The 12,594-nt window shown below is 33.5% G+C and carries 12 protein-coding genes; 7 read left to right on the plus strand and 5 right to left on the minus strand.

The features are described from left to right. Positions 1 to 184 precede the first annotated feature (184 nt). Positions 185 to 1,648, plus strand: a complete 1,464-nt coding sequence (gene rpoN / locus IV513_RS02840; protein WP_209389006.1) for an RNA polymerase factor sigma-54 — start codon at positions 185 to 187, stop codon at positions 1,646 to 1,648. 43 nt (positions 1,649 to 1,691) lie between these two features. Here the strand turns inward: rpoN and IV513_RS02845 are convergent, their stop codons facing one another. Continuing rightward, positions 1,692 to 2,885 carry an exo-beta-N-acetylmuramidase NamZ domain-containing protein gene (locus IV513_RS02845; protein WP_209389007.1) on the minus strand — a complete coding sequence of 398 codons (1,194 nt, stop codon included), beginning with the start codon at positions 2,883 to 2,885 and terminating at the stop codon, positions 1,692 to 1,694. A 4-nt stretch (positions 2,886 to 2,889) separates the two neighbouring features. On the opposite strand from IV513_RS02845, the gene IV513_RS02850 reads away from it, so the two are divergent. After that, positions 2,890 to 4,119 carry an FtsX-like permease family protein gene (locus IV513_RS02850; RefSeq protein WP_209389008.1) on the plus strand — a complete coding sequence of 410 codons (1,230 nt, stop codon included), beginning with the start codon at positions 2,890 to 2,892 and terminating at the stop codon, positions 4,117 to 4,119. 134 nt (positions 4,120 to 4,253) lie between these two features. Then, positions 4,254 to 5,237 carry a PLP-dependent cysteine synthase family protein gene (locus IV513_RS02855; RefSeq protein WP_209389009.1) on the plus strand — a complete coding sequence of 328 codons (984 nt, stop codon included), beginning with the start codon at positions 4,254 to 4,256 and terminating at the stop codon, positions 5,235 to 5,237. A 149-nt stretch (positions 5,238 to 5,386) separates the two neighbouring features. On the opposite strand, the gene IV513_RS02860 is transcribed toward IV513_RS02855, so the two are convergent. The 4 genes from IV513_RS02860 to IV513_RS02875 form a co-directional block, all read right to left on the minus strand. Then, positions 5,387 to 6,946 (minus strand): Rne/Rng family ribonuclease, encoded by a 1,560-nt coding sequence (locus IV513_RS02860; RefSeq protein ID WP_209389010.1) that lies wholly within the window; start codon positions 6,944 to 6,946, stop codon positions 5,387 to 5,389. Positions 6,947 to 7,223: 277 nt separating this feature from the next. After that, complete coding sequence (locus IV513_RS02865) at positions 7,224 to 7,514, minus strand: HU family DNA-binding protein (protein ID WP_034674127.1); 291 nt, start codon at positions 7,512 to 7,514, stop codon at positions 7,224 to 7,226. Positions 7,515 to 7,749: 235 nt separating this feature from the next. Further along, positions 7,750 to 8,277, minus strand: a complete 528-nt coding sequence (locus IV513_RS02870) for a DUF4136 domain-containing protein (protein WP_209389011.1) — start codon at positions 8,275 to 8,277, stop codon at positions 7,750 to 7,752. A gap of 5 nt (positions 8,278 to 8,282) precedes the next feature. Beyond that, the gene (locus IV513_RS02875; RefSeq protein WP_209389012.1) at positions 8,283 to 8,459 is read right to left on the minus strand and encodes a DUF5522 domain-containing protein; all 177 of its coding nucleotides are present in this window, start codon (positions 8,457 to 8,459) and stop codon (positions 8,283 to 8,285) included. 31 nt (positions 8,460 to 8,490) lie between these two features. On the opposite strand from IV513_RS02875, the gene IV513_RS02880 reads away from it, so the two are divergent. The 4 genes from IV513_RS02880 to hemL all read left to right on the plus strand — a co-directional run bounded on the left by IV513_RS02880 (position 8,491) and on the right by hemL (position 12,323). After that, positions 8,491 to 8,823, plus strand: coding sequence for a hypothetical protein (locus IV513_RS02880; RefSeq protein WP_209389013.1), 333 nt, complete (start codon positions 8,491 to 8,493; stop codon positions 8,821 to 8,823). A 78-nt stretch (positions 8,824 to 8,901) separates the two neighbouring features. Then, complete coding sequence (locus IV513_RS02885) at positions 8,902 to 9,804, plus strand: 1-aminocyclopropane-1-carboxylate deaminase/D-cysteine desulfhydrase (protein ID WP_209389014.1); 903 nt, start codon at positions 8,902 to 8,904, stop codon at positions 9,802 to 9,804. A 115-nt stretch (positions 9,805 to 9,919) separates the two neighbouring features. Next, entirely contained in the window at positions 9,920 to 10,984 is a 1,065-nt protein-coding gene (locus IV513_RS02890; RefSeq protein ID WP_209389015.1) for a glucosaminidase domain-containing protein, read from the plus strand. A gap of 58 nt (positions 10,985 to 11,042) precedes the next feature. Further along, entirely contained in the window at positions 11,043 to 12,323 is a 1,281-nt protein-coding gene (hemL, locus tag IV513_RS02895) for a glutamate-1-semialdehyde 2,1-aminomutase (RefSeq protein ID WP_209389016.1), read from the plus strand. Positions 12,324 to 12,594 lie beyond the last annotated feature (271 nt).

A 12,594-nucleotide genomic window follows, 5' to 3' on the forward strand; every position in this document is an offset into this window, starting at 1 on the left:
CAAAAAAAGGAATAGTAAAGAAATTTGAACAAATATTATTAGGCATTTTATAGAAAAAATGCGTGTTGTACGTATCTATGTGGTATTTAAAGTTTTTAAAGCAAAAATCGTGCTAAATTTGGTTCAAATCAAAAAAATATAGTAAATTCGTTTTAAATTACAAATAATACACACAAAGTAAGATATGTTAAAACAACATTTACAACTTAAATTAGGACAAAAGCTTGCCCCGCAGCAAATTCAGCTGATGAAGTTGATTCAGCTTCATACGTTGGAATTTGAAGAAGAGCTGGAAAGAGAGTTGGAAGAAAATCCCGCACTTGAAATTGCCAAAGAAGATAATTCGGATGATGAATATTCTTCATTGGACGAGTCTTATGAAACCGAAGGAACAGAAAGCATAGAAACCGATTTCGATGTAAATGAATATCTTTATGATGATGAACCAAGTTACAAAACGGCGTCCAGCAATTATTCTGCAGATGATGAAGATTTTGATAATGAAAGTCTGCTAACAGAAGGGCAGTCTTTATACGATTATCTGATGGAACAGATTAATCTTGTTAATATTTCTGATGAAGATCTTAAAATCGCAGAATACATCATCGGAAATCTAGATACAGACGGTTATTTAAGACGTGAAATAAAATCTATTGTTGATGATTTAGCGTTTTCTCAAGGGATTTATACAACTCAGGAACGAGTAGAAGATATTTTAGAAAATTATATTCAGAAGCTGGATCCGCCCGGTGTAGGAGCAAGAGGTTTGCAGGAGTGTCTTTTACTTCAGATAGAAAAAAAAGTAAGTTCTGATAAAGCTGTTTCTTTGGCAGCCAATATTTTAAGATTTCAGTTTGATGCTTTAACTAATAAGCATTATAATAAAATCATTCAAAAATACGATATTGAAGAAGAGGATTTGAAAGCTGCTTTGGACGAAATTTCTAAACTATCTCCTAAAGTAGGCGGAAATTTTGATACTCAAACCATTACCATTAATCAGGAAATCATTCCGGATTTTGTTATTCAGGTGAAAGATGGGCAGGTAATTCCTTTACTCAATAGTAAGAATGCTCCAACTTTGCGTGTTTCTGAAGAATATAAAGATATTTTAACTACTTATTCTCACGATAAAAATTCTTCTGAACACAAACAGGCTGCATTGTTCATTAAACAAAAACTGGATGCTGCGAAATGGTATATTGATGCCATCAACCAAAGACAAAATACTTTATTGCAGACCATTACGGCAATTGTGAAATTTCAGCATAATTATTTTATTACCGGTGATGAAAAATCTCTAAGACCTATGATTCTTAAAGATATTGCAGATATTACAGGTTTTGATATTTCTACTATTTCCAGAGTGGTAAAAAGTAAGTATGCAGATACTCCAAACGGAATTATTTATTTGAAAGATCTTTTTTCTGACAGTCTTACCAATGATGATGGAGAGGAAGTTTCTACCAAAGAAATTAAGAATCATCTTCAGGAGGTTATTAGTAAAGAAAATAAAAGAAAACCACTTACCGATGATGCATTGGTGGTAATTCTTAAAGAACAGGGCTATAATATTGCAAGAAGAACTATTGCTAAATATCGAGAACAGCTTAATATTCCGGTGGCAAGATTAAGAAAAGAACTCTAACAAATAAAAAACTCGAATCCTCTAAAGATTCGAGTTTTTTATGTTAATTTTCGTAGATAACGTACTTACTTCTTATTTTGGAAAACTTTTCAAGATCAGATTTCCAGGAAGCTTTTATTTCTTTTAAAGATTTTCCTGCAATTATTTGTTTTCTGAGTTCATCCGAACCTGCAAGTTTATCAAAAAACAGGTTTTTCAGGAAAAAATCCTGTTGAGGATTTTTATAATTTTTATATGCTTTTAAAAGCCATTCTAAATTTAATTCATGTAATGGTTCAGGATAATTTGACAGATTTTCTCCATAGCACATAAGGCCGTTTAAAAAAGGATCTTTTGCTCCATAGTTAGGCTTTGGTGTGAACTGATAAGGCAAATTTTTAGTCCACGGAGATCCATAAATCTGAAAAGGAAAATCGGTACCACGACCTACAGAAACTTGTGTTCCTTCAAAAAAACATAAACTTGGGTAAAGATTAATCGCTTTATCGTTCGGTAAGTTGGGAGAAGGTTTTTCGGAAATAGGATAACGTTTATTTTTAAAATAATTTTTCAAGGGAATTAAAGTGTATTTAGCCTGAATTCCATTTTTCAGCCACTTTTCCCCATTCACCATTTTTCCGTATTCGCCAATAGTAAGTCCGTACACAGCCGGAACTTCGTGCATTCCTACAAAACTTTCCCATTTTTTCTTGAGAACAGGTCCGTCAATATATCCGTCATGAGGATTCGGTCTGTCCAGAACCATTATTTCGACATTATTTTCGGCTCCGGCTTCCATTAAATAAGTAAGGGTAGAAATATAGGTGTAAAATCTAACTCCAACATCCTGAATATCAAAAATAACCAAATCTATCCCTTTTAATTGCTCTGGTTTAGGTTTTTTATTATTTCCGTAAAGAGATATAATAGGAATTCCTGTTTTGGTATCCACACCGTTTTTCACCTTTTGTCCTGCATCTGCATCTCCACGAAAACCGTGTTCAGGTGCAAAAATGGCTTTAATAGAAACATTGTTTTTTACCAAAAAATCTACAAGGTGAGTTTTATCCTTCAATAAACCAGTCTGGTTGGTGACAATCCCAATTGTTTTGTTTTTTAAAAGAGGTAAATATATTTCTGGCTGATCTGCTCCGGTCTTAAATTCTTGAGCGTTTGTCTGAGAATAATATCTATTGAATATCCCTAAAAAAATTAGGCAAATAAGAACGAATGTTTTATTTTTGAAATTAAAATTCATAGGCTTGAAGTTTCCATTATATTTCTCCCGAAAAATAGCGTTTTCCAAAGATAACAAAAATAACCTTTCTAGGGTGATCATCTTTATTGGCAGGCTTTCTGTAGCTTTAGGGGTTATTGTATCGCTCATTACGGTTTCTACCGGTTTGGGTTCCAAAAAAGCAATAAAAGAAAGGTTAGGGGATTTCAGCGGACATGTTACCATAAAATCTACCCAGTCGAATTCTTCTTACAATACATCAGTATTGGATAATGCAGGATTAGACATAAAAAAAATACAATCTCTTCACGATGTGGCTTCTGTACAGAAATATGCGATGGTAACAGGGATTATGCGGAATGAACATAGCTTTTTCGGTGTTATTTTCAAAGGAGTAGGAAAAGATTTTGATAGTTTGAGATTCAAAAAGTTTCTTATTGCTGGGAAAACTCCCTTTTTTGATGGTGATGGCTATAATAATGGCGTTGTAATATCAGAAAAAATTGCAAATGATCTTCATTTAAAAGTGAAAGACAGCATTGTAACCGTATTTTCGAAAGCGGATCAAAAACCAATCTACAGAAAATTTGAAGTTACAGGTATTTTTAAGACAGACATAAAGATGATTGACGATCAGTTTGTGATTGGAGACATCAACCATGTAAAAAGAATTCTGGATATGAAGCCTGAAGAAATTGGAGGGCTTGATATTTTCTTCAAGAATATTAACGATGTAGATGAAGATTTTCCTCAAGTAGAAAAATATATAGGCTATAAAAATTATGCTGAAAAAGCAACAGATAAATATCCGCAGATTAACGATTGGATTGGTCTTTTCGATACCAATATGGGGATTATTATTTCTATCATGCTTCTTGTTGTCATTATCAATATCATTATGGTGTTGCTGATTCTTATCATCGAACGAACCAATTCTATTGGCTTGCTTAAAACCTTAGGAGCGACAAACGGACAAATTCGAACAACATTCATCAATTATACATTAATTATCATGATTCCCGGACTTCTATGCGGAAATATTATAGGTTTAGGGCTTCTTTTTGCACAAAAGTATTTCGAAATCATCAAACTAAATCCTGAAAACTATTATGTAAGTGTTGTACCTGTAGATCTCAATCCGTTGGTTATTATCTGTATTTCTGTCGGAATTCTTATTATTTCTGGGATGGCTTTGGTAATTCCGAGTTATCTTATCAGTAAAATATCTCCGGTTAAAGCCATTAAATATAATTAAAAATCATCTTTATCGATCAATATTTTAATGAGTTTAAAGTATTGATGGTAAATGAATGTTTTAGCAAATTACAATAAACTTAAATTGAGTTTAAGTTATAAAGCCGTATCTTTGCCGCGTTTATAAAAATGTTTATGAAATACGCAGAAAATATACTCGAAACCATTGGAAATACGCCTCTTGTGAAACTTAATAAAGTTCTTGGTGAAGATTTTCCCGCATTGGTTTTGGCAAAGATAGAAACCTTCAATCCAGGAAATTCTGTTAAAGACAGAATGGCACTTAAAATGATTGAAGATGCCGAAAAAGACGGTAGATTGAAGCCGGGAGGAACAATTATTGAAGGTACATCAGGAAATACAGGTATGGGGCTTGCTTTAGCTGCTATTATTAAAGGATACAAATGTATTTTTGTTACCAATTCTAAACAGTCTAAAGAAAAATGTGATATTCTTCGTGCTGTTGGTGCAGAAGTTATTGTTTGTCCTACAGATGTAAAGCCTACAGATCCGCGTTCTTATTATTCCGTATCGAAAAGATTGGCAAAAGAAACTGAAAACGGATGGTATGTAAACCAGTACGATAATTTATCCAACAGAACGGCTCACTACGAATCTACTGCACCAGAAATCTGGGAGCAGACTGAAGGAAAACTTACTCACTTTTTAGCGGGAGCAGGAACTGGTGGAACGGTTACAGGTTGTGGAATGTTCTTTAAAGAGAAAAATCCTAATATTAAAGTAATTGGAGTTGATACGTATGGATCAATTCTAAAAGAAATTCACGAAACAGGAGAAATTCACCTAGAAAATGCATATTCTTACATAACAGAAGGTATTGGTGAAGATATTTTACCGGAAAACTACGATATGTCTGTTATAGATCATTTTGAGAAAGTTACCGATAAAGACGGAGCAATTTATGCAAGAAAACTGGCAAAAGAAGAGGGGATTTTCTGCGGATATTCTGCGGGGAGTGCTATTGCTTCGCTAATCCAGATGAAAGACCAGTTTACAAAAGACGATGTTATTGTTGTTTTACTTCACGATCACGGTTCGCGATATGTGGGTAAGATTTATAGTGACGACTGGATGAAAGAAATGGGTTGGCTAGACTAATCTTTCAAAATAAATATTTTAAAAACTCAGAGCGGCGACTCTGAGTTTTTTTGTTTATAAATTAACTCTTAAAACATCATTTAATAAGATAGGAAATTGATGAAGGAATTGAAAGAAAAAACCTCCCGAAAAGGAGGTTTAACTGTAATTTAGTTGGAATAACTGCTTAATTCTTCTTTTTTAGAATTGTAAATCTTGTATTCCAGATACTTAAAAGAATCTCTTGGGATAATGTTAACCCATTTTCTGTATTTTAAAAACCATTTCATTTGGATGCTTTTCAAACCTTTGGTAAGATAAGCCTCTACGAAAGGATGTACATGTAAGAACAGTTTGCCTTTCTCTTTTTGCATAATGGTTCTAATGGTTTCACCCATTCTTTCCACAATAACGATAGGAGCAACAATTTCTCCGTCTTTATTGGGGTTTTCTTCTTTGGTATCAATTTGTTTTTCGGGACGGTTTCTCTGTCTTGTAATTTGTATCAGTCCAAATTTGCTTGGAGGTAAAATTTTATGACGGGCTTTGTCCCTGCTCATTTCTGTACGGAAATGCTCGTAAAGATCTTTTCTGTGATCCGGGTTTGTCATATCAATAAAATCTACGACAATAATACCACCCATATCACGAAGACGAAGTTGTCTTGCTATTTCTGTTGCTGCCATTTTGTTCACGTTCAGTGCGTGTTCTTTATTGGCAGTATTTCCGGCAGTAATGTTATTTCCGGAATTAACGTCGACGACGTGCAGTGCCTCTGTGTGTTCTATCACAAGATAAGCACCTTTAGAACTGGGAATATTAACGTGTTTTCCGAAGCTTTGTTTAAGCTGTTTTTCAACGTTATAATATTCGAGTAGAGGAATGTGAGAGTCATAAAACTGAACGATATTTTTACGTTCAGGAGCTATAACTTCCAGATAGTTTTTCATTTCATTTACCATCTGTTCATCATCACAGATGATATTTACAAAATCTTGGTTAAAGTTATCTCTTAGAATAGATGAGGCTTTGTCGTCCTCACTCAGAACTTTAGACGGAACTTTATTTTTCTGAATATTTTTAAAAGTATTTTCCCACTTCTGAATCAGCTGATTCATATCATTGTGAAGATCTGCTACTTTTTTTCCTTCTGCCACTGTTCGGATAATGACGCCAAAACCTTCAGGTTTTATGCTGTTAATGAGAGTGCGAAGTCTTATTTTTTCTTCAGAACTACCTATTTTCTTAGATATAGATACTTTGTTGTCGAAAGGTATCAAAACCAAAAAACGGCCGGTAAGAGAAATCTGTGTAGATATTCTTGGTCCTTTGGTAGAAATAGGCTCTTTGGTAATTTGTAATAAAACGATATCATCTTTTGCAATGATTTTGTCGATGGTTCCGTTTTTATCAATTTCCGGCTGAATTTCAAAGTTTTTCAGGCTGGAAGTCGTTTGTTTTTTCGAAACGGTATCTTTCAGAAATTTTCTATACGTGAGATACTGTGGTCCTAAATCCTGGTAATGCAGAAAAGCATCTTTATCGTAACCGATATTTACAAAAGCTGCATTAAGATTAGGAGCGAGTTTTTTTACTTTTCCAATAAATAAATCTCCTACTACAAAATCATTTTTGTCTTCTTCCTCATGAAGTTCACATAGTCTTCCGTCCTCCAGCAAAGCAATCTTTGTAAGATCATCTTCATACGAAACTATTAGTTCTTTCTTCATTGTTAAAATTAAAGATAAAAAGATTGATAAAATTAAGATTTTTTTTAGCTCTTAATTTTTTTTAACTTATTTACATAACAAAATATAGTCGGTGGATATTAAAAATAAATCGCACCAACTATATTATTATATTAAAAACCTCTTGCGAGATTATTTTTTCTTATGTCTGTTTGCTCTTCTTCTTTTCTTTCTTTTGTGGGTTGCTACCTTGTGTCTTTTTCTTTTCTTTCCGCTTGGCATAATGTTAATTTTTTAGTAAATCGTTAATATTAATTTTTTATTTTACTGCAACTTTTGTCTTAACTTTCTCCACAAAAGATTTTGATGGTTTGAAAGCAGGAATATTGTGTGCAGGAATTTCTATTGCAGTGTTTTTAGAGATGTTTCTTCCCGTTTTAGCTGCTCTTGTTTTCACTATGAATGATCCAAATCCTCTTAAGTAAACATTATCTCCGTTGTACATAGAAGTTCTTATCTCCTGCATAAAAGCTTCTACAACTTTCTGTGTTTCATTCTTTTCGGTCCCCAATTTATTTGAGATGGTGTTTACCAATTCTGCCTTTGTCATTTCCTTTGTAAATTTTAAATTTTAGGTGTGCAAATTTAGTTAAAAAAATTGAATAGTAACAAATTAACCACTAAAATATTTTACTTAAATCGCTGACAATTTTATGTTTAGTATTATTCTATGCTCTTCCAACACTCGAATCATTAATATATGAAGCACTGAAGTATCTTTAAATCTAAAATAAAAAGCCGAAACATACTCGTAACGGCTTCCAAATATAATGATAATTTTTATACTATTTTTTCATTCCCGGAGGATAATTTGCCATAATTTCAGACATAATCTGAGGGATTTGTTTTTGTTTTGCAGCAGGTCTGTCTACAGAGATACCGCTTCCTATACCTTGCCAAACAAGTTTTTGGCTCTGTGCATCAATCATATCTACAATAATGGCACCTTCGTTATAATTGCTTGTCCAAGTACGGTTCATGCCGATTCCCCAGCCGAATCCGCCTCCCCATCCCCACATTCCGCCAGGATTGGATGTGTTGATATCGGTAATCTTTTTATGATTTGCTTTTACATTGATGATTAAATCTGGAGTATTTGAGGATGAAAGACCTTTCATCTGGAGTTGTTTGGATAACTCATTCAAAACTCTGTCTTTATCGATGTCATTCAGTTTCAGATCATCAATTCTTAGTTTGTAAGTTTTATAAGTAGAGAAGTTAGCAGTTTGTGCATAATCGGATTGTACTCTGAAAGGGCTGCAAGAACTTAATCCTAAACTTGCTGCAAGCAAAATAAAAATATATTTTTTCATTGTATCTATTTTTTAATGTTTTTTGTAAATGTATCGGTTTTTTTGTCGTAACCGTAAGGGCAGTGTTTGCAGCCGTTCTTACAGCAATAACCTCTTTTTAAATGAAACTTTTCTGTGAAAACTTTATATCCCTGCTCATTATAGTAAAAGTCTTCATGCTCTTTGATGTCAAAATTTGCCATAAGTTAAATCAAAACTTTTATATTTGTTATTATGATAATTGTGTGCCAATTCCTCCTCAAAAATACAAAAATAAACGGCATTACCCTTTATCCTTTTATTTTAATTAGAAAACCCGAAGATAAAAGGAATAAAGTTCTTATTAACCACGAGAAAATTCATCTTAGGCAACAGCTTGAGCTGCTTATTGTGTTCTTTTACGTGTGGTATGTTGTAGAATATTATTATCATTATTTTAAATTGAAAAATGAATATCAGGCATACAAATCTATTTCGTTTGAAAGAGAAGCATATGCTATGGAACACGATATTAATTATTTAAAGAACAGGAAGTTGTGGTCTTTTTGGAAGTTCAGAAGGATTTAACAAGGGTAAAATGATTTTAAGTTTTGTTTAACGTTCAGATATTCATTCAATTCAAATAAAATAAAGAAATTTGTAGTGATGAAAATTCCAGATATTCATATTCCAATCGTAGAGATTCCTACAGAAAAAAACGTAAAACTTTTTATGAAAAGAGAGGATCTTATTCATCCTTATATTTCTGGCAATAAGTTTTGGAAGCTTTTTTGGAATGTTAACCAGTATTTGGAACATCGACCCCAAAACTCACTTATTATAACATTTGGAGGAGCTTTTTCTAACCATATTTCTGCGGTTGCAGCTTTTGGGAACTTATATGGCGTGAAAACTTTAGGTATTATAAGAGGAGAGGAGCTGGAGCAAAAATGGATGCATAATCCTACTTTGCTTTCTGCTAAAAGAAACGGGATGAATCTGAAATTTGTTACTCGTGAAGATTACCGGTATAAAGATAAGCTTACCTTTTTTTTGCAGCAGGAATTTCCTGAAGCATTAATTATTCCCGAAGGAGGAACAAACCATAGTGCTGTAAAAGGTGTTAAAATGATGCTGAATGAGCATACAAAAGATTTTGATTATCTTTGCACAGCAGTTGGAACGGGTGGAACAGTTGCTGGAATTGCGGAATTTTGTGAGTATGGGCAGAAAGTGATCGGTTTTAAGGTTGTGCAAGATGACTCTCTTGAGAATAGAATTTCTGAACTTACCACAAAAAATAATTATCATTTAATAGACGCATCTTTAGGTGGTTACGGTAAATTGAATGAAGAAAATGTGCGTTTTATTAACGATTTTAAAGCGAAATACAATATTCCTTTAGATCCGGTTTATACAGGAAAAATGATGCAGAATGTTTTTGAGATGATTAATGAAGGCTATTTTCCCGAAGGAAGCAAGATTTTATGTTTTCATACAGGAGGTCTGCAGGGAATTGAGGGAGCCAATATGCTTTTGGAAAAGCAAAACAAAACTGTAATTGTATAATTTTATAATGAAATTTTGCTGTGTAATTTGTTCGAAATCAATAGTTAAGTGATTGTATTGTAATTTAAGTTTTCAAACTTTTATATGGTTTTTATCTCATCAAAAAAATAGAAAAATGAAAAGACTTTTCTCATTGGTAAGCCTTTTAGTTTTATCAAAATTTTCAGCTCAAACTTGGGCTACAGAAGATCAGTACATTCAGAAATTTGCACAGTATGCTGTGGAAGAAATGGAAAAATATAAAATTCCGGCTTCTATAACCCTTGCACAAGGACTTTTGGAAACAGGAGGTGGGCAGAGCAGACTTGCACAGGAAGGCAAAAATCACTTCGGAATAAAATGTAAAGAAGATTGGGTTGGTAAAACCATGAAGCATACCGACGATGCTCCCAATGAGTGTTTCAGAGTGTATGATGATCCGAAACAATCCTACGAAGATCACTCAGTTTTTCTGGCAACAAGAAAATATTATACAAAACTTTTCGAGCTGGATATGAAAGACTACAAAGCATGGGCTCATGGTCTTAAAAAAGCAGGCTACGCTACAAATCCACGATATGCATCTATTTTAATCGGAAAAATCGAAAAATACAAACTGTATGAATTCGATGATGTTAATTCTAAGGAGGTTCTGTATGCGGTTCTGAAAAAATATCCTGATTTGAAAGATGACAGAACTTTCATGGCAAGATTAGAACCCGCAAAACAAGTAAAAGAGATAAAGAAAATATCCGAACCTGTTACTGTGAAAGTTCCTTATAAAGCGACTTCTTATGCAGAACAAAAGAAAAGGGTAGAAAAAATTAAAAAAGAAGAAACTCTCAATACTATTTTAATTAAAACCCATCCCAATGATGGTTTAAGATATGTCGTAATTCCAGAAGAAACTAATGTGAAATTTATTGCAGATAAATTCAGAATCAGCGAAAGTAAAATCATGAAGTGGAATGAGCTTGAATCTGATTTACTTAAAAAAAATGCCATAGTTTTTCTTGAATCTAAAAATTCTGAAGGTAATACACCTACTTACAAAGCAGAATTTGGTGAAAATATGTACGATATTGCCCAGAAATTTGGCATTAAACTCAATAAACTGTATGCTAAAAATAGAATGAATGAAGGACAGAAGCCTTTAGCAGGACAAGTCATCTATTTAATTGATAAAAAACCAAGAAACTAATTATTGCTGAAAGTTTAACATCTTACAACGAGATTGTTAGACTTCTAAACAACTGAATATGAAATACCAGAGAAGTTCAGCTTTATTCAACGAAGCTAACCAATATATTCCGGGGGGAGTAAATTCTCCTGTTCGTGCGTTCAAATCTGTGGGAGGAGTTCCTGTCTTTATGAAATCTGCAAAAGGTGCCTATCTTACCGATGCAGACGAAAATATTTACATAGATTATATCAATTCGTGGGGACCTGCAATTTTGGGGCATACGCATCCTGAAGTTTTAGAAGAACTGAAAATTCAGGCAGAAAAAGGGTTTTCCTTTGGTGCTCCTACCGAATTGGAAACAGAAATCGCAAGATTTATTACAGAAAATGTTCCGAATATCGATCAGATAAGAATGGTATCTTCTGGTACGGAAGCATGTATGAGTGCGGTGAGATTGGCAAGAGGTTTTACGGGACGCGATAAGATTATCAAATTTGAAGGTTGCTATCACGGTCATTCAGATTCTTTTCTTATTAAAGCCGGAAGCGGTGCGGTAACTTTTGGAAATCCCAATTCTCCAGGGGTAACACAGGGTACTGCCAAAGATACTCTTTTAGCGAGATACAATGATATACATCAGGTTGAGGTTTTGTTTAAAGAAAACCCTGAGGAAATTGCTGCGATCATCATTGAACCTGTTGCAGGAAATATGGGATGTGTACTTCCAGAAAATGATTTTCTTCAAAAATTGAGAAAACTATGTGATGAAAATGGAACATTACTGATTTTTGATGAAGTTATGACTGGCTTTAGACTTGCTTTTGGCGGAGCTCAGGAGCTTTTTAATGTAAAAGCAGATTTGGTTACTTACGGAAAAGTTATTGGTGGTGGACTTCCTGTTGGTGCTTTTGCCGCAAGAAACGAAATTATGGATTGCTTGGCTCCTAAAGGTGCTGTTTATCAGGCGGGAACATTAAGTGGGAATCCTTTGGCAATGAGAGCCGGTTTGAAAACTTTACAGATTATTAAAAATGATTCTGATTTTTTCAACAGACTTGCAAAAACAACAGAAGTCTTAGATACTGAAATTGCAAAAATTTTAAATGAAAAAGGAATTGCTCATAAAATCAACAGAAAAGGTTCTATGATGTCGGTTTTCTTCGATACTGAAGGAGTTTCCAATTTTGATGATGCTCAAAAAGCGAACCATGCACAATTCAACAGATTCTTCCATCACATGCTGAATAACGGAGTTTATCTTCCGCCAAGTGGCTATGAAACGTATTTTATAAGCGATGCTATTCAGGATGAAGAAATCAACAAAACCTTAGAAGCGGTAAGGAAATTTGAAAATTAAATAAAAAGGGATGAAAAATTAATTTCATCCCTTTTTTTATCGTGTTTTGAAAAGTTTTATCTTGTCATTGAGCTCTTGCAGCATTTCTGGATTAATAACACCACTTTCCAAATCGAAATTTTCGTAAAATTTTGGAAGTGAATAGGTTTCTTTAACCCAAATTCCGCAATAGAAAAAAAAGAGTATTTTAGTATTCTAATATCCAACTGCGTAGCAGTAGAAAAAAATAAGCGATGAAATTCGATCTATCCTTTACCAATAAAGAGATTAC

It is taken from the genome of Chryseobacterium sp. RR2-3-20 (assembly GCF_017808115.1).
In the GTDB taxonomy this organism is placed as follows: domain Bacteria; phylum Bacteroidota; class Bacteroidia; order Flavobacteriales; family Weeksellaceae; genus Chryseobacterium; species Chryseobacterium oryzae.